Genomic DNA, 23,875 nt, shown 5'->3' with positions numbered 1-23,875 from the left:
GGTGTTCACGCCCTGTCCGCGACGCGTTCGCCCAGCAGGCCCTGGGGACGGATGAGGAGGACGAGGATGAGCAGGCTGAAGGCCCAGACGTCCTTCCAGCCGCCGCCGCCGAAGAGTTCCATGCCGGGGATTTCTCCGACGTATCCGGTGGCGAGGGATTCGGCGATGCCGAGGACGACGCCGCCGAGCATGGCGCCGTAGATGTTGCCGATGCCGCCGAGGACGGCGGCGGTGAAGGCCTTGAGGCCCATGAGGAAGCCCATGCGGAAGCCGACCTGGCCGTTTTTGAGGCCGTAGGCGACGGCGGCGATGGCGGCGAACGCGGCGCCGATGGCGAAGGCCATGACGATGATGCGGTCGGTGTTGATGCCCATCAGCTTTGCGGTGTCCGGGTCCTGCGCGGTGGCCTGCATGCCCCGGCCGGAGCGGGTCTTGGTGACGAAGAGGCCGAGGGCGAGCATGCACAGCGGGGCGGCGACGAGGACGAAGACGTCGCCGGGCTGGATGGTGGCGCCGAAGACGTCGAAGGGCGCGCCGTCGAACTGGGGGAAGGAGCGGTCCTTCTTGGCGTCGGGGTAGAGCATCCAGACGGCCTGCTGGAGGGCGATGGACAGGCCGATCGCCGTGATGAGCGGGGCCAGTCGTGGTGCGCTGCGCAGGGGTCGGTAGGCGAATCGTTCGGCTGCCGTCGCGACGGCGACGGAGACGAGGACGCCACCGAGGATCATGAGGGGGATGGCGACGCCGAGGGAGAACCCGGACGGCAGGACGAGGAAGACGGTCAGGGCGCCGAAGCCGCCGACCATGAAGATTTCGCCGTGGGCGAAGTTGATGAGCTGGACGATGCCGTAGACCATCGTGTAGCCGACAGCGATGAGTCCGTACATCGCGCCGAGGATGAGTCCATTGGCCAGCTGTTGCGGCAGTTCGTGCACCGCAGGGCCTCCGTGAAGTGGTTCGGATAAGGCGCCGCGCGGGAGCGCTGGTGGCGCTCCCGCGCGGCCTGGGGTCAATGCGTGAGGCGGGAGGGGCCGGTTACGGCTTGTAGGCCTCGCTCAGCTTGGGGACCCAGGCGCCCTTGTCGACCTGGTAGGCGGTCATCATGGTGTTCGTGGTGTCGCCGTACTCGTCGTAGGAGACGGGGCCGGTGACGCCGTCGAACTTGACCTTGTTCATGGCCTCGAGGACCTTGGCGCGGGCGTCGTCGGGGAGCTTGCCGCCGTTGTCGGCCACCGCGATCTTGACGGCCTCGATGATCGACCAGGTGGCGTCGTAGGTGCTGCCGCCGTAGGCCTCGTAGGCGTCCTTGTAGCCGGCCGTCTTGTAGTCGGCGATGAACTTCTTGGCGGAGTCCAGCTGCTCGACGGGCTTGCCGACGGAGGTGGCGAGGTCGCCCTGGGCCTTCTTGTTGAGCTTGGGGAACTCGCCGCTGTAGATGCCGTCGCCGCCCATGAGCGGGATGTTGCTGCCGCTGTCCTTGAGCTGCTGGCTGAGCGGGGCGGCGGCCGGGTACTCACCGCCGTAGTAGAGGGCCTTGGCGCCGGAGTTCTTGACCTTGGCGACGACGGCGTTGAAGTCGCGGTCGTCGGGGTTGATGTGGTCGCTGCCGACGATCTTGCCGCCGAGCTTGGTGTAGGTCTCCTTGAAGGAGGCGGCGAGACCGGCGCCGTAGGTCTTCTGGTCGTCGATCAGGTAGACCTGCTTGATCTTCGCGGTGTTGAAGAGGTACTTGGCCGCGAAGGCGCCCTGGACCTGGTCGGTCGTGGCGGTGCGGAAGTACGTCTTGAACGGGCGCTTCTTGTCGCCGGTCTTCCAGCCGTCGCCCTGGGTCAGCTCGGTGCCGGTGTTGGCGGGGGAGATCTGGACGAGGCTGGCGTCGTTGAACGGCTTCTGCATGGACTGCGAGACGCTGGAGTTCAGCGGGCCGACGACGCCGAGGACGTCCTTGTTGCTGATGAGCTTGCTGGCGTTCTGCTGGCCGACGGACGGCTGGGCCTGGTCGTCGAGGGCTTCCAGTTTGAACTCGACGCCGGGGACGGTGTTGTCCTTGTTGGCCGTCTTGATGGCGAGGTCGGCGGAGTTCTTCATGCCGAGGCCGAGGGCGGAGAGGTCACCGGTCAGGGGCGCGTCGAAGCCGATGACGACGGTGGTCTTCTTGCCGTTGCTGCTGTCGCCGCCACCCTTGTCGTCGCGCGACCCACAGGCTGTGAGAGTCAGTGCTCCAGTGGTGAGCACTGCGGTGAGTATGAACAACGATCGCTGTCGCACGAAGGGGTCCTTTCCCTGGCGCGGTCTCCTCGCTCGAGGAGCCGTTGCGAGCGCCGGGCCGTACATGGGTGATGCAGGGGCCGTGCAGTGACGCGCCCGGCGGCGCGGTGACTGGCGGTGACTCTAAGCGCAGCCGGGGCGGGTCCGGGAGCGGCAGAGACAGGATGTGACTCTCTTGTTATGCCGTGGCCAAACGTCGCCGATCGGTGGTGGCTACACGGGTCGTCGTGGGTGGGGGTTCCTTCTCACATGGCGAGAACGCCCAGTTCCGCTAAGGGGCTTCGGTCGATCTTGGTGCTTACGGCGGGGGTCGTGGCGGGCGGCCGGATGAGGGGGTACCGGGGGCTCATGCGGTGCCCGGGCCGCTCCGGAGGGGCGGTCGGCCGCATTGCGTGATCGTTACGGAGTGTTACGGCGGGCGGTAGGTGGATCGGGTCTCCCGGAGGGCTCCGAAGGGGTGCCGGGGGCCTTCGGAGTGGTGTGTGCGCGGGGTGTCGCGGTGTCGGCCGGCGGTGGCCGGGCGGGTGCGGTGAAGTGCCTGGCGAACGGCTGTGGCGACCGGCAGGAGGGTGAGGGGAGGGCGCTGCTCCCGTCCCTTGTCGGGGGCCTTGTGTGTGAAGTCCCGTTCTGTGCACCCGGTGGGCGCTTCCGGCGCCGGGCGTCCGGTGAGCGCGACGCGGAGTCCGGTAGGTGAATTGCCCTGTTGGTAGCGGCAGTTGCCGTGAGGGCCGGTGTGTCACGGGCGGTGTGCCCGGTGTGCGGCGTGCTCGTCGGGGCGCGAGTGGACGCCCGGCGAGGCGCGGGGCCCGGTGAGGGCCCGCGTGGGTCTCATGGGGACGGCGGCAGCGGCGTCCCTGGGGACCGTGCCCGGCCCCTCTCTTCTCAACTGTGAGTGAGCGATGGAGGGTTGGGAGGTCTGGTGTTACCGATGTGCATGCGGTGGGATGTGTGCGCGCTTCCCGTGTGACGGTCGCATCCACCGGCCCTTGGCGGCAGGCGCGATGGCCGGACCCTACGCGAACCGCACGCCCCGTAGCCTCCGCGGGTCCGCCCCGGCGATCCTCGCCGCCGCACTGGTGGCGGCCGCCCCCGCGCCCTCCGTACGGGACGGCGACGTGGGCCCGGCGCTGCGGATCGCGGGGTGAGCCGATCCGGCTGGTCTTCTCCCGCGCGGACGCCGTCCACCAGCGGGTGGACATCCCGGGACGGCAACGGACAGCGACGGAGACGGCAGGGGTGACGCCGTACGGATGCGGATTCCGCGGCTCGGGGAGACCGAGGCCGGGCCGTCTCTTCGAGGGGGCGGAGGGCTACCTTTCCGGGGCGGCGGAGGTGTCCAGCGGACGTCTCCAGGGGGACCCGCGGGTCAGTGGGAGGCCGACGTGGCGGTGCGGGCGTCCCGGCGGCCGGGCTCCGGCGGCCGGGCTCGTGGCGGGGAGCTCCTGGCGAGGGGCGTGCGAGCTCGTGGCGAGGGGCGTGCGAGGCCGTGTGCGCCCCGGCGGCACGGGCCGCGCCCACCGGATCCGGCACCGTGCCGAGAACACCGGCTTCACGACCGTGCCGCGCGGGTGGCTGGACGCCCGCAACCCCGGCCGGTCAGCCCGTGGGGCCGGCGGTGGTCGCCCCGGGGATGTTCTCCGTGTCCTTGGGGGAGGCGTCGCGCAGCAGGCAGGTCAGGCGGGCCGTGCAGACCCGCTTGTTCTGCTCGTCGGTGATGACGATCTCGTACGTCGCGGTGGAGCGGCCACGGTGGACGGGGGTGGCCACGCCGGTCACCAGCCCGTTGCGCACGCCGCGGTGGTGCGTGCAGTTCAGGTCGACCCCCACGGCGATCTTGGATACGCCGCCGTGGAGCATCGAGCCGACCGAGCCGAGCGTCTCGGCCAGGACGGCGGAGGCACCGCCGTGCAGCAGCCCGTACGGCTGGGTGTTGCCCTCGACCGGCATGGTGCCGACGACGCGGTCCGCGGACGCCTCGACGATCTGTACGCCCATGCGGCTGCCCAGGTGCCCGGCGGAGAACAGGGCGGGCAGGTCGACACCGAGCGAGGCGTACTCGTCGATGACCTCCTGAGGGAACTTCACGTGGGTCTGCTCGCCCATGGGGCCCGGCTCCGATCGTCGTGCGGTCATGTCCCTGGTCTGCCGTGCTGCCTAAGCGAACGCTCAGGCGGAGGGTGATTGTTCCAGACGCACGATGACGGACTTGCTGGCGGGGGTGTTGCTGATGTCGGCGGTCGCCTCCAGCGGCACCAGGACGTTGGTCTCGGGGTAGTACGCGGCGGCGCAGCCGCGCGCGGTGGGGTAGTGCACGACGCGGAAGCCGGCCGCGCGGCGCTCGGTGCCGTCCGTCCACTCGCTGACGAGGTCGACGTACGCCCCGTCGGCCAGCCCGTGCTCACGGGCGTCGTCTGGGTGGACCAGGACGACCCGGCGGCCGCCCTTGATGCCCCGGTAGCGGTCGTCGAGGCCGTAGATGGTGGTGTTGTACTGGTCGTGCGAGCGCAGCGTCTGCAGCAGCAGGCGGCCCTCGGGGACCGTGGGGTACTCGACGGGGGCGGCCGTGAAGTTCGCCTTGCCGGTCCTGGTGGGGAAGCGGCGCTCGTCGCGCGGGGCGTGCGGCAGGGCGAAGCCGGCGGGGTCGGCCGCGAGCCTGGCGTTGAAGTCCTGGAAGCCGGGCACCACGCGCGCGATGCGGTCGCGGATCGTGGCGTAGTCCTTTTCGAAGTCCTCCCACGGTGTGGCCGAGGCCTGGCCCAGCACCGCCCGGGCCATGCGGGCCACGATCGCCGGCTCGGACAGCAGGTGCGGGCTCGCCGGTGGGAGGTTCCCGCGCGAGGCGTGGACGAGGCCCATCGAGTCCTCGACGGTCACGAACTGCTTGCCGCTCGCTTGTACGTCCTTGTCGGTGCGGCCGAGCGTGGGCAGGATCAACGCGCGCGTGCCGGTGACCGCGTGCGACCGGTTCAGCTTGGTCGACACGTGCACGGTGAGCCGGGCGCGCCGCATGGCGGCCTCGGTGACCTCGGTGTCGGGCGTCGCGCCGACGAAGTTGCCGCCCATGGCGAAGAAGACCTTCGCCTTCCCGTCGCGCAGCGCCTCGATGGCGCGGACCACGTCGAAGCCGTGGTGGCGGGGGGAGGTGATCCCGAATTCCTTGTCGAGGGCGTCCAGGAAGGCGGGGGAGGGGCGCTCGAAGATGCCCATGGTGCGGTCGCCCTGCACATTGGAGTGGCCGCGCACCGGGCACACTCCGGCACCGGGGCGGCCGATGTTGCCGCGCAGCAGCAGGAAGTTGACCACCTCGCGGATGGTCGGCACGGAGTGCTTGTGCTGGGTGAGGCCCATGGCCCAGCAGACGATGGTGCGCTTCGAGGCGAGCACCATGCGCAGCGCGCGTTCGATCTCGGCGCGCTCCAGGCCGGTGGCGGCGAGGGTCTGGTCCCAGTCGGCGGCCTCGGCGGCGGCCGTGAACTCCTCGTACCCGTGCGTGTGCTCCCGTACGAAGTCCTCGTCGACCGCGCCGTCGGTCTGAAGGATCAGCTTGTTGAGGAGCCGGAAGAGGGCCTGGTCGCCGCCGATGCGGATCTGGAGGAACAGGTCGGTGAGGGCGGCGCCCTTGAGCATGCCCTGGGGGGTCTGCGGGTTCTTGAACCGCTCCAGGCCGGCCTCGGGCAGCGGATTCACCGAGATGATCCTCGCACCGGCGGCCTTGGCCTTTCCCAGGGCGGACAGCATCCGGGGGTGGTTGGTGCCTGGGTTCTGCCCGGCCACCATGATCAGGTCGGCCTGGTGCAGGTCCTCCAGCGAGACGCTGCCCTTGCCGATGCCGATCGTCTCGGTGAGCGCCGAGCCGGACGACTCGTGGCACATGTTGGAGCAGTCCGGCAGGTTGTTGGTGCCGAACTCGCGGGCGAAGAGCTGGAGCAGAAACGCGGCCTCGTTGCTGGTGCGGCCCGAGGTGTAGAAGACGGCCTCGTCGGGGGAGGCGAGCGACGTCAGCTCCTCCGCGATGATCTCGAAGGCCCGCTCCCAGCTCACCGGCTCGTACCGGCCGGCGCCCTCCGCCGCGTACATGGGGTGGGTGATGCGGCCCTGCTGGCCGAGCCAGTACCCACTGCGGGTCGCCAGGTCCGCGATGGGGTGGGCGGCGAAGAAGTCGGGGGTGACGCGGCGCAGCGTCGCCTCTTCTGCGACGGCCTTCGCCCCGTTCTCGCAGAACTCCGCGATGTGCCGCTTGTCGCCCTCCGGCCAGGCACAGCCAGGGCAGTCGAAGCCGTCCTTCTGATTGACCTTGAGCAGCGTGCGCGCGGTGCGGCGCACACCCATCTGCTGGTGGGAGATCTTGAGGGTGTGCCCGATCGCGGGGAGGCCCGCGGCGGCATGCTGCGGCGGCGCGACCTGCGGCGCGTCCTGGACCGGGTCACCTGCGGGCGGCTTGCTGGCCATCGCGCTCTCCCTTGAGCGGTCATGTCCGACGGACGTCCTCGTTGTACGTCTCACGATCCTGTCACGTCGCACTGACAGCGGCGGACTCAAGGCCCGCTCGGTCGGGATTGTCAGTGGTCCGTGGCAGGATCGTCCCCGTGGCTGAGACAGCATCGAAGAAGACCGACGACAACCGTCCGCGCCTGCTCCTCATGGACGGGCACTCCCTGGCGTACCGGGCGTTCTTCGCGCTGCCCGCGGAGAACTTCACCACCGCGAGCGGCCAGACGACCAACGCCATCTACGGCTTCGCGTCGATGCTGGCGAACACGCTGCGCGACGAGTCGCCCACGCATTTCGCCGTGGCGTTCGACGTGTCCCGCAAGACCTGGCGCTCCGAGGACTTCCCCGAGTACAAGGCGAACCGCTCCAAGACCCCCGACGAGTTCAAGGGGCAGGTGGAGCTGATCGGCGAGCTGCTGGACACCATGAACGCGGAGCGGTTCGCGGTGGACGGCTTCGAGGCGGACGACATCATCGCCACCCTGGCCACCCAGGCCGAGGCGGCCGGGTTCGAGGTGCTGATCGTCACCGGCGACCGCGACTCCTTCCAGCTGGTCTCCGACCACATCACCGTGCTGTACCCCACCAAGGGCGTCTCCGAGCTGACCCGGTTCACCCCGGAGAAGGTGCAGGAGAAGTACGGGCTGACCCCGGCGCAGTACCCGGACTTCGCCGCCCTGCGCGGCGACCCGTCCGACAACCTGCCGGGCATCCCCGGTGTCGGTGAGAAGACCGCCACGAAGTGGATCAACCAGTTCGGTTCCTTCGCGGAGCTGGTCGAGCGCGCCGGCGAGGTCAAGGGCAAGGTCGGGCAGGCGCTGCGCGACCACCTGGAGTCCGTCAAGCTCAACCGTCACCTGACGGAGCTGGTCCGTGACGTGGAGCTGCCCAAGTCCGTCGCGGACCTGGAGCGCCGGCCGTACGACAGGACGGCGCTGAAGGGCTTCCTGGAGGTCCTGGAGATCCGCAACCCGAGCCTGCGGGAGCGGCTCCTCGCGGTCGACCCGGGCGCGGAGGAGGAAGAGGCCCCGGCCACGGCCGCCGGCGTCGAGCTGGACGGCGCGGTCCTGGGCGCGGGTGAGGTGGCCTTCTGGCTGGAGCAGCACGGCCGGCAGCCGCTCGGTGTGGCGACCGTCGCCACCTGGGCGCTCGGCGTGGGCAACGTCAGCGAGGTCGCGCTGGCCGCGGCCGACGGCAAGGCCGCCTGGTTCGACACGACCCAGCTCGACGAGTCCGACGAGCGGGCCTTCGCCGCCTGGCTCGCCGACCCGGACCGCCCGAAGATCATGCACAGTGCCAAGGAGGCGCTGCGGGTCTTCCCCGAGCACGGCTGGCACATCGAGGGCATCACCATGGACACCGCCCTCGCCGCCTACCTGGTCAAGCCGGGCCGCCGGTCCTTCGCGCTGGACGCCCTGTCCGTCGAGTACCTGCACCGCGAGCTGGCCCCCGCAGCCGCCGACGGGCAGCTCGCCTTCGGCGCCGACGAGCAGGCCGAGGCCGACGCCCTGATGGCGCAGGCCCGCGCGGTCCTCGACCTGGGCGACGCGTTCGGCGAGAGGCTGAAGGAAGTCGGCGCGACCGAGCTGCTGCACGACGTGGAACTGCCCACGTCCCTGGTGCTCGCCCGGATGGAGCGGTACGGCATCTCCGCGGACCGCGCCCATCTGGAGGCGATGGAGCAGCAGTTCGCGGGCGCCGTGCAGCAGGCCGTGAAGGAGGCGCACGCCTCCGTGGGGCACGAGTTCAACCTCGGCTCGCCCAAGCAGCTCCAGGAGGTGCTCTTCGGCGAGCTGAACCTCCCCAAGACGAAGAAGACCAAGACCGGTTACACCACGGACGCGGACGCGCTGGCCTGGCTGGCCGCCCAGACCGAGCACGAGCTGCCCGTCATCATGCTCCGCCACCGCGAGCAGGCGCGGCTGCGTTCCACGGTCGAGGGCCTGATCAAGACGATCGCCGCCGACGGCCGCATCCACACCACCTTCAGCCAGACGGTCGCGGCGACGGGCCGCCTGTCGTCGACGGATCCGAACCTCCAGAATGTGCCGGTCCGCACCGACGAGGGCCGCGCCATCCGCCATGGCTTCGTGGTCGGCGAGGGCTTCGAATCCCTGATGACGGCCGACTACAGCCAGATCGAACTGCGGGTCATGGCCCACCTCTCGGAGGACGAGGGCCTGATCGAGGCGTTCACCTCCGGCGAGGACCTCCACACCACCGTCGCCTCCCAGGTGTTCTCGGTGGAGCGGTCCGCCGTCGACGCCGAGATGCGCCGCAAGATCAAGGCCATGTCGTACGGCCTGGCGTACGGCCTGTCGGCCTTCGGCCTCTCGCAGCAGCTGAACATCGAGGCGGGCGAGGCCCGTGCCCTGATGGACACGTACTTCGAGCGGTTCGGCGGGGTCCGGGACTATCTGCGCCGGGTCGTCGACGAGGCCCGCGCGACGGGGTACACGGAGACGATGCTCGGCCGCCGCCGGTACCTGCCGGACCTGAACAGCGACAACCGCCAGCGCCGCGAGGCGGCCGAGCGGATGGCGCTCAACGCCCCTATCCAGGGCACGGCCGCCGACATCGTGAAGGTCGCGATGCTCAATGTGGACCGGGCGCTGCGGCAGGCGGGCCTGAACACCCGGTTGCTGCTCCAGGTCCACGACGAAATCGTCCTGGAGGTCGCCCCGGGCGAGCGCGACCGGGTCGAGGAACTCGTCCGCCACGAGATGTCCACGGCGGTCGACCTCCGCGCCCCCCTGGACGTGTCCGTGGGCGTGGGCCCGGACTGGGACTCCGCGGCCCACTGACCTGCCCTGCCGGGGCGGTGGCCCCACCCGGGGCCGCCGCCGCGCCTGGCCGGGCGCGCCCGGTTCGGGCCCCGCCTGGTGGGGTGCTGCCACGGCAGCGAAGCTGCCGCGCCGGGGGTGTGGGGGCGTCAGCCCCCACGTACAACAACCTTTCCCCGTCAGGGCGGCCGGGGCGGAGCCCCCGGTTTCGGGAGGTGTAAGTCCCCCCTACGCCCGCCAGGGCGTAGGGGGGAGGGGTGGGGGACATGCCACCGCCCACCTACCCCGCCGGGCGGCGGCCCGCCGCGCGCAGCCGCATCCCCGCCCCGTACAGCAGCAGCCCCGCCGCCAGCCCGGCCCCCGCCCCGAAGCACGCCGTCGGGACGATGTCCAGCGGCGTGTCGATCCGGCCCCAGTACGCGTACCACCGCACGCACCGGTGCACGATCCCCGCCGCCACGCACGCCCCGAGCAGCCCCGCCGCCAGCCACCGTCCGCGCCGGTCCAGCACCGGCACCGACGCCGGAGCCTCGCCCGCCGCCTCCGGCGGCACCCGCCGCAGTGCGCCGCCCACGAACCACACCAGCACCACCAGCGCTACGGCGGAGCCGCCGTACTGCGCGTACATGTACATGGGAAAGCCGGCCACGACTTCCCCCAGCGCCGGCAGCACCCTCGTGCCCCACCGGTCCGCGTGCGTGAACAGGTCCCACACCACATGCGTGGCCGCCCCGATGACGGCCGAGGCGTAGAACCGGAACGCCAGCACCGCCGGATGCCGGCCCCGCCAGGACTGCCCCCGCAGCAGCGTGTGCACCCGCCCCTGCCACCGGGCCGGCACCAGCGCGAGCAGGGGCTCGCGCACCATCAGCCACACCGCCACCAGGGCCGCGGCGATCAGCACATCGACGGTCAGGATCCCCACCAAACTGTGCGTGACGTCCCCGAAGAGCATCGCCCCCGGGATCGCGGTGTCCGCGAAGTACGTCATATCGGGCGAGAACGACCCCATGACGAGCGCCGACGCGACGAGAGGTCCCCGTCCCGTGCCGGACCTCCGTATCCCCGGCAGGACCGCCGCGGCATGGCTGAGCGTGAATGGCATGGCTGTCGTGCCCCCCGAATGCGAACCTCTGGTCAATGGCGCCCAGTATGCGTGACGTTCGCGCACCGGATTCCGGGCAGCCCACAGGTGACGAAAGCGTGAAAACCGGTCAGCTGACGGTGCCCCGGGATGCCGAGTTGACGTAGGGTCGCCTGAGTCATCGCGCTGGGGAGCGTGAAGGGCCGTCAATGGGGAGGGACCAGACGTATGGCAGCGCACATCGGCCGCCGGCTGCGCAAGGGGGCCGCCGGCACAGCGGTGGCCGCGGCGGCGGTGGCGGCGCTCTCCGCCTCGCAGGCGCCCGGCGTGACGCCTTCCGCCGGTGGCGGCGCCGACCAGCAGCTGTCCGACGCGACACCGCCCTCGCCGGGGGGTTCGGCGACCGGCAACTCCCCGTACTACACGGACCTGCCGCCGCTCAACACCCCCACCAAGCCCGGTGCTCCCACCGCAACCCCCGTCACGGGCCCCGCGGAGGCGGGCATACCGGCGACCGTGCTCGCCGCCTACAAGCAGGCCGAGCAGCACCTGAAGACCGATGACCCCGGCTGCAACCTCCCCTGGCAGCTCCTCGCGGCCATCGGCAAGGTCGAGTCCGGCCAGGCGCGCGGCGGCCGCGTCAGCGCCGACGGCACCACCTTTACGCCGATCCTCGGCCCCGTCCTCAACGGTGTCGGATTCGCCAACATCTCAGACACCGACGACGGCGCGTACGACGGTGACACGACGCACGACCGCGCGGTCGGCCCGATGCAGTTCATCCCCTCCACGTGGGCGAGCTGGGGCCAGGACGCCAACGGCGACGGCCGCAAGGATCCGAACAACATCTACGACGCCGCACAGGCGGCCGGCATGTACCTGTGCGCGAACAACCGTGACCTCGCGGTCAAGGCGGACCTGGACAGGGCGATCCTGAGTTACAACCGCTCGATGGAGTACCTTCGTACGGTTCTGTCCTGGTTCGAGTACTACAAGAACAACAGCCACCAGGTGCCGGACGGCACGGGCGTCCTGCCGGTCGACCGCAGCGACAACGGCGTCACCCCGACGCCCACGCCTACGCCTACGCCCACCCCCACGCCGACGCCCACTCCGACACCGACACCGACACCGACCCCGAACCCCTCGTCGGTCACGCCCACGCCCACGCCGCCGCCGACGAGCCCCACGCCCACCCCCACGCCGCCCACGACCGCGCCCACCCCCACGCCCAAACCGACCCCCACCGTCACGCGCATCAAGGACGTCGGCACCGGATCGCTCACCGCGACCGCCGGCACCCGGTTCGCGGAGCGTCCCGCCGTCACGGCGCTGGACGGGTCGGGCAAGCCGGTGGCCAGGGTCGGCGTGAGGTTCACGCTCGTCGGTGAGACCGACTCGCGCTTCCCGGACGGTGCCACGAGCGTCACCGTCCTCACGGGCGCCGACGGCACCGCCACCGCCCCCGCGCTCCAGGCGGGCGAGCGGACCGGGGAGTTCACCGTCCGGGCCACCGTCGTGGGCCGCACGGTCACGCCGGTCGACTACACCGCGACCGTCACCGCCCGGCAGGCCGACGCCCTGGTCAGGACCGACGACAAGGCGCTCACGGCGGAGCCCGAGGCCGAGTTCGCCGGCCAGGTCCAGGTGAAGGCCACGTACAAGGGCGCCGCCGCCTCCGGTGTCGCGCTGACCGCCACCATGATCAAGGCGGCGGACGACGCGACCGTCAACGACAAGGGCCCCTACTTCAAGGACGAGCAGGGCAACCCGGTCCGCACCCTCGACGGCCTGAAGACCGACGCGGACGGCCTGCTCGCGCTGCCGAGGATGTTCGCGGACGGCCAGACCGGCACGTTCCTGCTCCGCCTCACCACCACCGGCGGCGCGACCCTGACCATCGAGCTCACGGTCGCCTGACGGTCCACCCCGCACACGTGACACCGCCCCACCCTCCCGGTGGGGCGGTGTCACGTGTGCGGGGTTACGTGTTCCCCTCTCGCGGCGCGATTGCTACGGTGCCTGCCACCTGACGGAGCATCAGATGGGGAGGCCGATCCATGCGCGCCCTTGTAGCCGCCTCCATAGGCCTGGCTCCAGTCCTGCTCCTGGTCCTGCTTCTGGCCGTGACCGACCCGGCACCCGAAGGTGAGACCTCGCCCAAACCGCTCCTCACAACGGTCCCCGGACCCAAGAAGTAGGAGGGGCAGCCACCATGCGCCGCAGAGCCGGCCTCGTCCTCCTCTCCTTCGCCGTGTTCTTCGCCGCCATGGCCCCCACACTGCGCTGGTACGCCTTCCCCCGGCTGGCGAAGATCCCGGCCGGCCAGTACCAGGAGATGGTGCTGGAGGCGAAACCGGCCACCCTCCTGAGGTACGACACGATGAAGGCCGAGCAGGTCGACAAGGTCACCATCGTCCAGACCCTCAAGGGCAACGTCGAGGAGTCCCGGAGGATCGAACGCGACGCCGGCCGCGACGTCGTCGTATGGGACGCCCTCTCCCACGTGGTCGGCCCCGACGGCGCGATGGTGTCCCAGATCCCCGAGCGCTACATCTTCGACGCCCACACCCAGGCACCCGTCCACGCCACCGGCGAGATGGTCGACGGGGACCCGGTGCGGCGCGAGGGCATCGAATTCAAGTGGCCCTTCCTCACCGAGAAGCGGGACTACGAGTACTTCGACGCCCAGACCCGTACCTCCGCGCCCATCCACTACAAGGGCACGCGTACGTTCCGCGGCCTGGAGGTCTACTACTTCGAGCAGACCATCCCGTGGACCAAGGTGCCGTACCCGAAGAAGATGCCCCTGCCGGGCATCGACGCGACGAAACTGGAACAGCAGACCGGCACCACCCGCTGGTACACTACCAAGCGCATGTTCTGGGTCGACCCCGTCACCGGCGCCCCCGTCAACGGTGAGGAGATCCACCGCGAGGAACTGCGCGGCGGCACCCTCCTCGGCGGCCGCGACAAGGTCACCGCGTTCGCCGGGCACGTCAAGATGCGCGAGGACTACCTCGACCACACCGTCGACCTGGTGCGCTCCCAGCGCCGCCTGGTCCTGCTGATGACGTCGTACCTGCCGTGGAGCTTCCTCGTCCTCGGTACGGGACTGGCGGCGCTGTCCCTGTGGCTGGAGGCACGCTCCCAGCGCCGCCCGGCCCTCAGCGGCGCGCGTTCGTCCGGCGGGTCGGCTCCGCCACCGTCGGGTCCTCCGGCCACGGATGCTTCGGGTACCGTCCGCGCAGCTCCGCGCGGACGGAGCGGTATCCGTCGCGCCAGAAGGACGCCAGGTCCGCCGTGACGGCGGCGGGCCGGCCGGCGGGCGACAGCAGGTGCACCAGGAGCGGAACGCCCGCTATGGAGGGCGTTTCCGTCATGCCGAACATCTCCTGCAGCTTCACCGCCAGCACGGGCTGCTCGCCCTCGTACTCGACACGGATACGCGACCCGCTCGGCACCTCGATCCGCTCCGGCGCCAGCTCCTCCAGCCGGGCGGCGTCGCCGGTCGCCCAGGGCAGCAGCCGCTGAAGCGCCTGCCCCGCGTCGATCCTGCCCAGGTCCGCGCGGCGCCGGGCGCGTGACAGCTCCGGCTCCAGCCACTCCTCCGTACGGTCCACCAGTGCGGCGTCCGAGACGTCGGGCCACGGCGCGCCCAGCACCCGGTGCAGGAACGCCAGCCGCTGCCGCAGCCCGCCCGACTCCCGCGACCAGCGCAGCAGCCCCAGGCCCTCGCGCCGCAGCCCGTCCAGCAGGGCGTCGCGTACGCGAGCGGGGTCCGGGTCCCGCAGCGGCCGTACGGCCGTCTCGATGGCCCCCAGCCGCTCCACCGACCGCGCGACCACGTCGCCGTCCTCCCAGCGCACCTCCTCGCCCGCCACCAGCACATGCCGGGCCGCCGCCCGGGCGGTCCCCTCGTCGACCACGGCGGCCAGCCGTACGCGCGCGGAGGCGGCGTGCGACGGCCGGTCCGCGACGGCGACGGCGAGCCAGGGCGCCGCCCGCAGCCGGGATCCCGCGCCGAGTTCGGCGCCGGTCCCCGAAGCCATCAGGAAGGCACCCTCGCCCTTGGCCCGCGCCACCCGCTCGGGAAAGGCAAGAGCGGCGACGAGCCCCGCGACGGCGTCGTCCGCCGACGCGCCCGCCCCCGCGGCCGGACCGAGCGAGCCGCCCTCCTGCTCGGCGCGCGCGCCCAAGGCGCCCCCCTCCCGCCCGCCGCGCGCGTCCGCGGGGCCGCCCTGTTTTCCGTGGCGCGCCTCGAAGGCGCCCACCCCGTGCCCGCCGCGCGCCTCGCGCGCGTCCGGCCGTCCCGCCGACTGCCGTGTCTCCCGCGCGTCCGGCTGCCGTGCTTGCCGTGCGTCCGGCTGCCCGGCCGGCTCCCGCGTGTCCGGCTGCCCGGCCCTCTGCCCTGGCTCCCGCGCGTCCAACTGTCCCGCCGACTGGCGCGCCTCCCGCCCGCCCGGCTGCCGCGCCTCACGCGCACCGGCCTCGCGCGCGCCGGTCACCCGCCCGGCGAGCTCGGGCTCACCGTCCGCCCGCCCGGCGGGCTCACGCGCACCGGCCGCCGGCCCGGTGGGCGCGCCCGACGTGACCAGGTGCGCCGCCAGCCGCCGCGCCTCCTGGCGCCACCGCGCCCCGTAGGCGTCACCGCCCCGCCGTGCCGTGCGCCACGCGGCCGCCAGGTCGTCGCCGTACTCGCGCGGCGGCTCCTCGCTCAGCAGCGCCACCACCTCGGCGGCGCGCCGCGCGCCCACCTCCGGCGCCCCGTCCAGCAGCGCGCGGGCCAGCCGCGGGTGCAGGCCCAGGCGGGCCATCGTCGCGCCCCGGTCCGTCGCCCGGCCCGCCGCGTCCACGGCGCCGATCGCCGCCAGCACCGACCGCGCGGCGGCCATCGCGCCCGCGGGCGGCGCGTCCAGCAGCGCCAGCCCCGCCGCGTCCGGGTCGCCCCAGGCGGCCGCCTGGAGCGCGAAGGCGGCCAGGTCGGCCACCTGGATCTCGGGCGCCGGGAAGCGCGGCAGGCGCCCGTCCTCCGCTTCCGTCCAGCACCGGTACACCACGCCCGGCGCCTCCCGCCCCGCACGGCCCGCACGCTGCCGGGCGGCCGCCCTGGACGCCCGTACCGTCGTCAGCGAACCCAGGCCCCGCGCGTGGTCCACGCGTGGCTCGCGGGCCAGCCCCGAGTCCACCACCACGCGCACCCCCGGGACCGTCAGCGACGACTCGGCCACCGATGTCGCCAGTACCACCCGGCGGCCCGAAACGGAACCGGCCAGCACCGCGTCCTGGACCGCCGCCGGCGCCCGCCCGTGCACCTGGAGCACCTCCGCGTCCACGGACGACAGCAGCCCCGCCACGCGCGCGGTCTCCCCCACCCCGGGCATGAAGCACAGCACGTCACCCGAGCGCTCCGCCAGCGCGCGCCGTACCACCGCCGCGACATGCGCCAGCAGCGCCGGGTCCACCCTCATCCCGTGCGGCGGCCGCACCGCACCGGCCGGCGGCGCCCACACCACCTCCACCGGATGGGCCACCCCCTCCGCCTCCACCACCGGCGCGCCGCCCAGCAGCCGGGCCCAGCCCTCCGCGTCGGTGGTCGCCGAGGCGGCCACCAGCCGCAGCTCGGGCCGCAGGGCCGCCCGTACGTCCAGCAGGAACGCGGCGGCGGTGTCCGCGTCCAGGTGCCGCTCATGGCACTCGTCCAGGAGCACCACGTCCACCCCGGGCAGCTCCTGGTCCCGCTGGAGCCGCTGGAGCAGCACACCCGTCGTCACCACCTCGACGACCGTCTCGCGGGACACGACCCGCTCGCCGCGCACCGTGAAGCCCACCCGGCGGCCCACCCGCTCGCCCAGCAGCCACGCCATCCGCCGGGCCGCCGCCCGCGCCGCGATCCGCCGCGGCTCGGCGACCACGACCCGGGCGCCCCGCTCGGCCAGCGCCAGGGGCACCAGCGTCGTCTTGCCGGTGCCGGGTGGCGCGCACAGGACCGCCGCCCCGTGCCCGTCCAGCGCCCGCTCCAGGGCGGGCAGGGCGGTACGTACGGGAAGGTCCAGGGCCTCGTCCCGGAGCCGCATCACGCGCGCTCGCACACGAAGATCGCCGTGCCCGGGATCAGGTTTCCGCGCAAGGGGGACCAGCCGCCCCACTCCTGGGTGTTCCAGGAGGGCCACTCCGGCTCGACGAGGTCCACCAGACGGAACCCGCCCGCCACGACGTCCCGTACCCGGTCCCCGATCGTCCGGTGGTGTTCGACGTACAGGGCATTGCCTTCCTCGTCCTGCTCCACATAAGGGGTGCGGTCGAAGTAGGAGGCGGACACCGACAGGCCTTCCGGACCCGGCTCGTCGGGGAAGGCCCACCGGAGCGGATGGGTCACGGAGAACACCCACCGTCCGCCCGGCCGCAGCACCCTGCACACCTCCTCTAAGACCCGCACCGGATCGGCCACGAAAGGCACCGCCCCGTACGCCGAACACGCCAGGTCGAAGGAGCCGTCCCGGAACGGCAGTGCCGTGGCGTCGGCCTCCACCAGGGGCACGTCCTGGCCGATACGGAGGGCGTGCTGAAGCTGCCGGTGGGACAGGTCCAGCGCCACGGGACGGGCTCCTTGGGAGGCCAGCCAGCGCGAACACTGGGCGGCGCCCGCGCCGATCTCCAGTACGTCCCGCCCCGCGACGTCCCCCAGGAGGCCCGCGTCGGCCTCGTCCAGCCCCTCCGGCCCCCACACGAACCGGTCGTCCCCCAGGAACGCCCCGTGCTCGCTCTGGTACTCGTCCGCGTTCCGGTCCCACCAGCCACGGCTTGCCCGGCTGCTCTCCACGTCACCGGCGTGGCGCCGAGTGGCTTCAGGCTCGTACTCTTGGATCATCCCGCCCGCCGTTGTAGGTTGCGCACTGCTCCTCCGGGAAGCGCGGTACGCCTCGGGAAGCGGCAGTCGCGGCCACGATGGCCTTGGGAAACTTTAAATGTGCCGGGTATGTGACGTTCTGCCCCGGGTGTGCGCCTTCGCGCATTGACCGTGTCCGGCCGTCCCCGTATGCTAAAGGTTGCGCTGCGGGCCTGCGCGCCTCAGACGGAGCAGGTCGCGCTCGCATCTGTTGTATGTCCCCTCGGTTTTCGAGGCGCCTCCCCTGGCGGGGTTGGGCGCTTCCTTGGCTGTCCGGCTTCTTCAGCTGCGATACGGGCTCTCGGCGTAGCAGTACCTACGACTTCAATGTCCGTACCGGAGCCCTTTCCCACATGACGAGCAGCACCGAGACCACCGCCACCACCCCGCAGGTTGCGGTCAACGACATCGGTAACGAGGAAGCCTTCCTCGCAGCGATCGACGAGACGATCAAGTACTTCAACGACGGCGACATCGTCGACGGCGTCATCGTGAAGGTCGACCGGGACGAGGTCCTGCTCGACATCGGTTACAAGACCGAAGGTGTCATCCCGAGCCGCGAGCTCTCGATCAAGCACGACGTCGACCCGAACGAGGTCGTCAAGGTCGGCGACGAGATCGAGGCCCTTGTTCTCCAGAAGGAGGACAAGGAAGGCCGCCTGATCCTCTCGAAGAAGCGCGCCCAGTACGAGCGTGCCTGGGGCACCATCGAGAAGATCAAGGAAGAGGACGGCATCGTCACCGGCACCGTCATCGAGGTGGTCAAGGGTGGTCTCATCCTCGACATCGGCCTCCGTGGCTTCCTGCCGGCCTCCCTCGTCGAGATGCGCCGTGTCCGCGACCTCCAGCCCTACGTGGGCAAGGAGCTCGAGGCGAAGATCATCGAGCTGGACAAGAACCGCAACAACGTGGTCCTGTCCCGCCGCGCCTGGCTCGAGCAGACCCAGTCCGAGGTGCGCCAGACGTTCCTCACGACCCTGCAGAAGGGTCAGGTCCGCTCCGGCGTCGTCTCCTCGATCGTCAACTTCGGTGCGTTCGTGGACCTGGGTGGCGTCGACGGCCTGGTGCACGTGTCCGAGCTGTCCTGGAAGCACATCGACCACCCGTCCGAGGTTGTCGAGGTCGGCCAGGAGGTCACCGTCGAGGTTCTCGACGTGGACATGGACCGCGAGCGTGTCTCCCTGTCGCTGAAGGCGACGCAGGAGGACCCGTGGCAGCAGTTCGCCCGTACGCACCAGATCGGTCAGGTCGTCCCGGGTAAGGTCACCAAGCTGGTTCCGTTCGGTGCGTTCGTCCGCGTGGACGAGGGCATCGAGGGTCTGGTCCACATCTCCGAGCTGGCCGAGCGCCACGTGGAGATCCCGGAGCAGGTCGTCCAGGTCAACGACGAGATCTTCGTCAAGGTCATCGACATCGACCTCGAGCGCCGTCGCATCAGCCTCTCGCTGAAGCAGGCCAACGAGTCCTTCGGTGCCGACCCGGCCTCGGTCGAGTTCGACCCGACCCTGTACGGCATGGCCGCGTCGTACGACGACCAGGGGAACTACATCTACCCCGAGGGCTTCGACCCGGAGACCAACGACTGGCTGCCGGGCTACGAGTCCCAGCGCGAGGCGTGGGAGACCCAGTACGCCGAGGCGCAGCAGCGCTTCGAGCAGCACCAGGCCCAGGTCATCAAGTCCCGCGAGGCCGACGAGGCCGCCGCTGCCGAGGGTGGCGCCGCCGCCGCTGCGGCCGGTGCCCCGGCGGGTGCCGCGGGTGGTTCGTACTCCTCGGAGTCGGACGACAACTCCGGCGCCCTGGCGTCGGACGAGGCCCTGGCTGCCCTCCGCGAGAAGCTGGCCGGCGGCCAGAGCTGAGGCTCCGGCTGCACCGCTGAGCGGTAAGCAGTAGTCAGCACTGAGGCCCGTCCCCGGAAGGGGGCGGGCCTCAGTCGTGTGTTCACCCCGTGACCGGCACGCCCGGTGTGACCAGGCCGCGGCCACCGGTGCGGGTGTTGTCCGCGTACACCGTCGTACGGCACGAGGGCGAGTGGTGCGGGGCGTGGATCGCGTACCGGTTGGGGCCCGTGGCGCTGGTCAGGTCGGCCTTGTTGGCGCGGAAGACGGTGCCGCAGCCCCAGCCGCTCTGCTGGGTGTGGACCTCGAAGCCGTTGTTGAGCGTGGAGCGGCCCGTGTTGTTCTCGACGAGGACGTTGTTGCCCTTCACGTCCACCCAGGAGTCGTCGTAGTGGACTCCGGTCATGCCGCGGCCGTCGAAGGTGTTGCCGACGATCTTCGCGCCCGTGGTGCCCTCCTTGATGTCGATGCTCTCGCCCCCGACGTCCGGGCCTATGACGTTGTTCAGGATCTGTACGTTGTCGCTGCGGTCCGACAGGGTGTTCGCCGTGCCCACGTAGACGCCCTCGCCCATCCCGCGGCCGTCGTTCCCCGTGTCGTGGATCCGGCTGTTCCTGATGACGCCGTTGCTGCTGGACATGCGGAAGTGGACGCCCTCCATGTCGAGGCCGTGGACGGTGACGGAGTCGACGACGACACCGTTCGCCGTGTCGATCATGATTCCTTTCTGGCCGCCGGTGACGGTGATGCCCTGAACGGTCCAGTGGGAGGCGCCATTGAGGTGCAGCCCATAGCCACCGCCCGCCGTGAGGACGGCTTTCGAGGAGCCGGTGAGGGTGATGCGGGCGGAGGCCGTGGCGGGGGTGGTGGCCGTGAAGTTGCCGGTGTACGTGCCGTCGGCGAGGCGGATCGTGTCGCCGGGCCGGGCGGCGGTCAGGGCCGACTTCAGCTGGGCGGCGGTCGTGACGTCGATGACCGCGGCGGCCGTGGTCCCGCCGGCGGGCGGGGCGAGGACGGTGAGGCCCGCGGTGGCGAGTGCGGCGGCCAGGAGAGCGGGAAGGAGGGGTATGCGGAGCAGCGTGCGGGTGCGCATGTGGGGTGCCTTCCCGTCGGAGTCACGGTGGGGATTGTTCGCGTACATGTACGCGGGGCGTGTTTCTGAACCGGCGCGCTGCCCCGTGACGGTAGGGACGGGGTGTGGGCATGTCAAGGTCTGGACCATGGCCCCCGCGCGGCCCGCCTTGGAGGCCCGGCAGGCCGGATATGGGCCCTCGGTGGGGAATGCCGGTACGGCGAGTGACGTTCTTCCGTACGAACACGAGGAGGAGCGGTAATCGTGCTTGATCCGCAGGGTTTGTACGAATGGGAGCCGAAGGGCCTGGCTGTCGTCGACATGGCGCTGGCACAGGAGTCGGCCGGCCTGGTCATGCTCTACCACTTCGACGGATACATCGACGCGGGTGAGGCCGGCGAGCAGATCGTCGACAGCCTGCTGGACTCGCAGCCCCACCAAGTGGTGGCCCGCTTCGACCACGACAGGCTCGTGGACTACCGGGCGCGCCGTCCGCTGCTCACCTTCAGGCGCGACCGCTGGACCGAGTACGAGATCCCGGCCATTGAGGTCCGCCTCCTTCAGGACGCCACCGGGGCGCCCTTCCTGCTGCTGTCCGGGCCCGAGCCGGACGTGGAGTGGGAGCGGTTCGCCGTGGCCGTTCGGCAGATCGTCGAGCGGCTCGGGGTGCGGCTTTCGGTCAACTTCCACGGCATCCCCATGGGCGTCCCCCACACCCGTCCCGTCGGCCTCACCCCGCACGGCAACCGCACCGACCTGATGCCGGGGCACCGCAGCCCGTTCGACGAGGCCCAGGTGCCGGGCAGCGCCGAGTCGCTGATCGAGTACCGGCTGATGGAGGCCGGGCACGACGTCCTCGGTGTCGCCGCCCACGTGCCGCACTATGTGGCCCGGTCCGCCTACCCGGACGCGGCGCTGACCGCTGTGGAGGCCATCACGGCGGCGACCGGCCTCGTGCTGCCCGGCATCGCGCACTCGCTGCGTACGCAGGCCCAGCGCACCCAGACCGAGATCGAGCGGCAGATCGGCGAGGGCGACGAAGAGCTGACCGCGCTCGTCCAGGGGCTGGAGCACCAGTACGACGCGATGGCCGGCGCCGAGACCCGCGGCAGCCTGGTCGCCGAACCGGTGGACCTGCCCTCGGCGGACGAGCTCGGCCGCGAGTTCGAGCGGTTCCTCGCCGAGCGGGAGGGCGACCTGTAGGGCCCGTCCGGTAAGGGCCTAGGCTTCCGGTCATGCTGAAGGTTGGGTTGACCGGCGGAATCGGCGCCGGAAAGAGCGAGGTGTCGCGGCTGCTCTCGTCGTACGGGGCGGTGATCGTCGACGCCGACAAGATCGCCCGCGAGGTCGTCGAGCCCGGAACACCCGGGCTCGCGGCCGTCGTGGCGGCGTTCGGGCCGGACATCCTCACGGCCGAGGGCACCCTCGACCGGCCCAGGCTCGGATCGATCGTCTTCTCCGACCCCGAGCGGCTGGCCACGCTGAACGGCATCGTCCACCCCCTCGTCGGCGCCCGCTCCGCGGAGCTCGAAGCCGCGGCAGGGCCCGACGCGGTGGTCGTCCACGACGTACCGCTGCTCGCGGAGAACGCCCTGGCGCCGCTCTACGACGTCGTCGTGGTCGTCGACGCGTCCCCCGAGACACAACTGGACCGGCTCCTCAGGATGCGCGGCATGACCGAGGCCGAGGCGCGCGCCCGGATGGCCGCGCAGGCCACCCGGGAACAGCGGCGAGCCGTCGCGGACCTGATCATCGACAACGACGGGCCGCTGGAGGACCTGGAACCCCAGGTCCGCAAGGTCTGGCAGCAGCTGACCCAACGGGCCGCCGCCCATCCCCCGGCCCACCCGGACGTGTGAGCGCGAACGCGCCCGGCGACGCCGGAGGAATACCGCCCGCGCCGGGCATGTTGAACCGCCCCAGCGAGGGAAGGATGCGAGCGTGCCCGAAACCAACCCGGAGACCCACGTCATCGACTTCCGCGCGGCGGAGCAACTGCTCGCCGCCCGGGACCCACGCGGCGCCGTCAAGCTGCTCGATTCCGTGATCGCGGCCCATCCCGAGAACACCGCCGCCCGCCTGCTGCGCGCCCGCGCCTTCTTCGCGGCCGCCCAGCTGCGACCGGCGGAGCTGGAGTTCGAGCTGGTCCTGGAGCGGGAGCCGGACAACGCGTTCGCGCACTTCGCACTGGCCCGCACCTTCCAGCGCTCCGGCCGCCCCGAGCAGGCCAAGCGCCACTTCCGCCTGGCCGCCGCCCTGGACCCGAAGCCGGAGTACCTGGAGGCGGCGCGGTTCCCCGTCGACTTCCCGCCCGGCGTCCCGCCCGAGGAATGACCGGGCCCATCCATCAGCGGCCGCCGAAGTGCCCGTCGTCCGGTTCGTCCGGTTCGTACGGGGGGACGTCGCGGCCCGGCTGGTAGTGAGGGCCCTGGCGGATGTGGCGCAGGATGACCACGAGGTCCACCAGGACGACCACGGCCAGCAGGCCGCAGGCCGCCGCCCAGCCGGGGCGGCCGGCCAGGGCGAAGGCCGCCGTTCCGGCGCCCGCCCAGATCAGGCCCCACACACTCAGCCAGAAGCGGATCCGGAGGGGGCTGCGTGCGGTTCTCGGTTCACTGCCAGTACGCATGCTGATCGCTCTCCCGACCGGCGAGTACCCGGCACGACGCCGTTCGATCCGGCCGAAAGACGACCCGGGAGGAACAGTGATTCCGCTGCCGGCCGTTCAACTTCGAGGGCTGCCTCGACGCTGCCGGACTCGCCGTCGAGACGTACCTGACGGACGACGGCACATGGATGCGGGCGCGGCCGGAACACCGATGAGTTCCGGGCGGTCCTCCGGTCCACCTCCATGACACGCAACGCCCGTAGGAGGAGACCGACATGACCACCACCACCGCCCAGTCCACCGCCGCCCCTGCCCTGTCCGGTCGGGCCGGTATCGGCGTATGGACGCTGCAGATCGTCCTCGCCCTGTTCTTCGCCATCCCCAGCGCCGCGCCCAAGCTGGTCGGCCACGCGTCGGCGGCGGAGTCCTTCGACGCGATCGGCCTCGGTGACTGGTTCATGTACCTGGTCGGCGCACTGGAGCTGGCCGGAGCCATCGGGCTGGTGATACCCGTCCTGTCCGGGGTGTCGGCGCCGGCCCTGATCGGCCTGATGGCCGGCGCGTTCGTCACGCAACTGGCTTTTCTCGACGGGCAGTACTGGTTCACCCCGGTGATCTTCGCCGTGCTGCTGGCCGTCGTCGCCCGGGCCCGCCGCCACCACAACGCGCAGCTCCTGGCTCTGGTCCGCACCCGCATGTGAGCTTCGCGCCGCGTGAAGGCTGCCCTTCGTGGTGGGAGGCGGCGTCGGCCCTGTGGGAAGGCGTGCGCCGACGGGGCTCGGGCCGATTGATGCTCCTATTGGTCGTCAAGCGTGGGGAGGTGCTCGCAGGAGCGAGGTACC

Annotated in this window: 18 protein-coding genes and 1 pseudogene; 10 read left to right on the top strand and 9 right to left on the bottom strand. The window is 71.5% G+C overall.

The window, feature by feature from the left end:
* Positions 1-5 precede the first annotated feature (5 nt).
* Together BKD26_RS35245 and BKD26_RS35240 are read right to left on the bottom strand one after the other, a co-directional pair.
* Complete coding sequence (locus BKD26_RS35245; protein WP_084906716.1) at positions 6-935, bottom strand: branched-chain amino acid ABC transporter permease; 930 nt, start codon at positions 933-935, stop codon at positions 6-8.
* Positions 936-1,035: 100 nt separating this feature from the next.
* Entirely contained in the window at positions 1,036-2,253 is a 1,218-nt protein-coding gene (locus tag BKD26_RS35240; RefSeq protein ID WP_084906714.1) for a branched-chain amino acid ABC transporter substrate-binding protein, read from the bottom strand.
* Positions 2,254-3,269: 1,016 nt separating this feature from the next.
* Between BKD26_RS35240 and BKD26_RS40695 the strand changes: the two genes are divergently transcribed.
* Entirely contained in the window at positions 3,270-3,413 is a 144-nt protein-coding gene (locus tag BKD26_RS40695; RefSeq protein WP_179166827.1) for a hypothetical protein, read from the top strand.
* A 451-nt stretch (positions 3,414-3,864) separates the two neighbouring features.
* Here BKD26_RS40695 and BKD26_RS35235 read toward each other — a convergent pair whose 3' ends face one another.
* Both BKD26_RS35235 and BKD26_RS35230 read right to left on the bottom strand, forming a co-directional pair.
* Positions 3,865-4,371: a hotdog fold thioesterase gene (locus tag BKD26_RS35235; RefSeq protein WP_084906712.1), complete on the bottom strand. Its 507-nt coding sequence runs from the start codon at positions 4,369-4,371 to the stop codon at positions 3,865-3,867.
* A gap of 63 nt (positions 4,372-4,434) precedes the next feature.
* Positions 4,435-6,717, bottom strand: a complete 2,283-nt coding sequence (locus BKD26_RS35230) for an FdhF/YdeP family oxidoreductase (RefSeq protein WP_084906710.1) — start codon at positions 6,715-6,717, stop codon at positions 4,435-4,437.
* A 191-nt stretch (positions 6,718-6,908) separates the two neighbouring features.
* Here BKD26_RS35230 and polA point away from each other — a divergent pair, with 191 nt between their 5' ends.
* Positions 6,909-9,563, top strand: a complete 2,655-nt coding sequence (polA, locus tag BKD26_RS35225) for a DNA polymerase I (RefSeq protein WP_084906777.1) — start codon at positions 6,909-6,911, stop codon at positions 9,561-9,563.
* A gap of 259 nt (positions 9,564-9,822) precedes the next feature.
* On the opposite strand, the gene BKD26_RS35220 is transcribed toward polA, so the two are convergent.
* Positions 9,823-10,647, bottom strand: coding sequence for a DUF4184 family protein (locus tag BKD26_RS35220; RefSeq protein ID WP_084906708.1), 825 nt, complete (start codon positions 10,645-10,647; stop codon positions 9,823-9,825).
* 207 nt (positions 10,648-10,854) lie between these two features.
* On the opposite strand from BKD26_RS35220, the gene BKD26_RS35215 reads away from it, so the two are divergent.
* The 3 genes from BKD26_RS35215 (at position 10,855) to BKD26_RS35210 (ending at position 13,933) form a co-directional block, all read left to right on the top strand.
* On the top strand, positions 10,855-12,546 hold the full coding sequence (locus BKD26_RS35215; protein WP_084906706.1) for a lytic murein transglycosylase: 1,692 nt from the start codon (positions 10,855-10,857) through the stop codon (positions 12,544-12,546).
* A gap of 140 nt (positions 12,547-12,686) precedes the next feature.
* Positions 12,687-12,827, top strand: a complete 141-nt coding sequence (locus BKD26_RS39555; RefSeq protein WP_107418108.1) for an SPW_0924 family protein — start codon at positions 12,687-12,689, stop codon at positions 12,825-12,827.
* Positions 12,828-12,841: 14 nt separating this feature from the next.
* On the top strand, positions 12,842-13,933 hold the full coding sequence (locus BKD26_RS35210; RefSeq protein WP_084906704.1) for a DUF3068 domain-containing protein: 1,092 nt from the start codon (positions 12,842-12,844) through the stop codon (positions 13,931-13,933).
* Here the strand turns inward: BKD26_RS35210 and BKD26_RS41775 are convergent.
* Positions 13,896-16,703: pseudogene (locus BKD26_RS41775) on the bottom strand (ATP-dependent helicase C-terminal domain-containing protein); the annotation flags it as partial. The gene BKD26_RS35210 and the pseudogene BKD26_RS41775 overlap by 38 nt on opposite strands.
* Positions 16,703-17,497 carry a class I SAM-dependent methyltransferase gene (locus BKD26_RS35200; RefSeq protein WP_084906701.1) on the bottom strand — a complete coding sequence of 265 codons (795 nt, stop codon included), beginning with the start codon at positions 17,495-17,497 and terminating at the stop codon, positions 16,703-16,705. The gene BKD26_RS35200 and the pseudogene BKD26_RS41775, both read right to left, overlap by 1 nt.
* Positions 17,498-17,868: 371 nt before the next feature.
* Between BKD26_RS35200 and rpsA the strand changes: the two genes are divergently transcribed.
* Positions 17,869-19,374 (top strand): 30S ribosomal protein S1, encoded by a 1,506-nt coding sequence (gene rpsA, locus BKD26_RS35195; protein ID WP_084906699.1) that lies wholly within the window; start codon positions 17,869-17,871, stop codon positions 19,372-19,374.
* Positions 19,375-19,456: 82 nt separating this feature from the next.
* Here the strand turns inward: rpsA and BKD26_RS35190 are convergent, their stop codons facing one another.
* Positions 19,457-20,446 (bottom strand): right-handed parallel beta-helix repeat-containing protein, encoded by a 990-nt coding sequence (locus tag BKD26_RS35190; RefSeq protein WP_084906697.1) that lies wholly within the window; start codon positions 20,444-20,446, stop codon positions 19,457-19,459.
* 243 nt (positions 20,447-20,689) lie between these two features.
* Between BKD26_RS35190 and BKD26_RS35180 the strand changes: the two genes are divergently transcribed.
* The 3 genes from BKD26_RS35180 (at position 20,690) to BKD26_RS35170 (ending at position 22,759) form a co-directional block, all read left to right on the top strand.
* Entirely contained in the window at positions 20,690-21,628 is a 939-nt protein-coding gene (locus BKD26_RS35180) for a PAC2 family protein (RefSeq protein ID WP_084906693.1), read from the top strand.
* Between the two features lie 32 nt (positions 21,629-21,660).
* Positions 21,661-22,284 (top strand): dephospho-CoA kinase, encoded by a 624-nt coding sequence (gene coaE / locus BKD26_RS35175; protein WP_084906691.1) that lies wholly within the window; start codon positions 21,661-21,663, stop codon positions 22,282-22,284.
* A gap of 82 nt (positions 22,285-22,366) precedes the next feature.
* The gene (locus BKD26_RS35170; protein WP_084906690.1) at positions 22,367-22,759 is read left to right on the top strand and encodes a tetratricopeptide repeat protein; all 393 of its coding nucleotides are present in this window, start codon (positions 22,367-22,369) and stop codon (positions 22,757-22,759) included.
* A gap of 13 nt (positions 22,760-22,772) precedes the next feature.
* Here the strand turns inward: BKD26_RS35170 and BKD26_RS35165 are convergent, their stop codons facing one another.
* Positions 22,773-23,054, bottom strand: coding sequence for a DUF6343 family protein (locus tag BKD26_RS35165; RefSeq protein WP_084906688.1), 282 nt, complete (start codon positions 23,052-23,054; stop codon positions 22,773-22,775).
* A 254-nt stretch (positions 23,055-23,308) separates the two neighbouring features.
* Here BKD26_RS35165 and BKD26_RS35160 point away from each other — a divergent pair, with 254 nt between their 5' ends.
* Complete coding sequence (locus tag BKD26_RS35160) at positions 23,309-23,734, top strand: DoxX family protein (RefSeq protein ID WP_084906686.1); 426 nt, start codon at positions 23,309-23,311, stop codon at positions 23,732-23,734.
* The last annotated feature ends 141 nt before the right edge of the window (positions 23,735-23,875 follow it).

This window comes from Streptomyces sp. CB03238 (genome assembly GCF_002099185.1).
Lineage (GTDB): Bacteria > Actinomycetota > Actinomycetes > Streptomycetales > Streptomycetaceae > Streptomyces.
This window is presented reverse-complemented; position numbering and strand designations above follow the sequence as displayed.

Excerpts from the sequence above, each read along its gene's own strand:
- BKD26_RS35235 (WP_084906712.1), bottom strand. The coding sequence starts at position 4,371 with ATGGGCGAGCAGACCCACGTGAAGTTCCCTCAGGAGGTCATCGACGAG.
- BKD26_RS35230 (WP_084906710.1), bottom strand. The coding sequence starts at position 6,717 with ATGGCCAGCAAGCCGCCCGCAGGTGACCCGGTCCAGGACGCGCCGCAG.
- BKD26_RS35160 (WP_084906686.1), top strand. The coding sequence starts at position 23,309 with ATGACCACCACCACCGCCCAGTCCACCGCCGCCCCTGCCCTGTCCGGT.
- BKD26_RS40695 (WP_179166827.1), top strand. The coding sequence starts at position 3,270 with ATGGCCGGACCCTACGCGAACCGCACGCCCCGTAGCCTCCGCGGGTCC.
- polA (WP_084906777.1), top strand. The coding sequence starts at position 6,909 with ATGGACGGGCACTCCCTGGCGTACCGGGCGTTCTTCGCGCTGCCCGCG.
- BKD26_RS35210 (WP_084906704.1), top strand. The coding sequence starts at position 12,842 with ATGCGCCGCAGAGCCGGCCTCGTCCTCCTCTCCTTCGCCGTGTTCTTC.
- BKD26_RS35215 (WP_084906706.1), top strand. The coding sequence starts at position 10,855 with ATGGCAGCGCACATCGGCCGCCGGCTGCGCAAGGGGGCCGCCGGCACA.
- BKD26_RS35165 (WP_084906688.1), bottom strand. The coding sequence starts at position 23,054 with ATGCGTACTGGCAGTGAACCGAGAACCGCACGCAGCCCCCTCCGGATC.
- coaE (WP_084906691.1), top strand. The coding sequence starts at position 21,661 with ATGCTGAAGGTTGGGTTGACCGGCGGAATCGGCGCCGGAAAGAGCGAG.
- BKD26_RS35200 (WP_084906701.1), bottom strand. The coding sequence starts at position 17,497 with ATGATCCAAGAGTACGAGCCTGAAGCCACTCGGCGCCACGCCGGTGAC.
- BKD26_RS35220 (WP_084906708.1), bottom strand. The coding sequence starts at position 10,647 with ATGCCATTCACGCTCAGCCATGCCGCGGCGGTCCTGCCGGGGATACGG.
- BKD26_RS35190 (WP_084906697.1), bottom strand. The coding sequence starts at position 20,446 with ATGCGCACCCGCACGCTGCTCCGCATACCCCTCCTTCCCGCTCTCCTG.
- BKD26_RS39555 (WP_107418108.1), top strand. The coding sequence starts at position 12,687 with ATGCGCGCCCTTGTAGCCGCCTCCATAGGCCTGGCTCCAGTCCTGCTC.
- rpsA (WP_084906699.1), top strand. The coding sequence starts at position 17,869 with ATGACGAGCAGCACCGAGACCACCGCCACCACCCCGCAGGTTGCGGTC.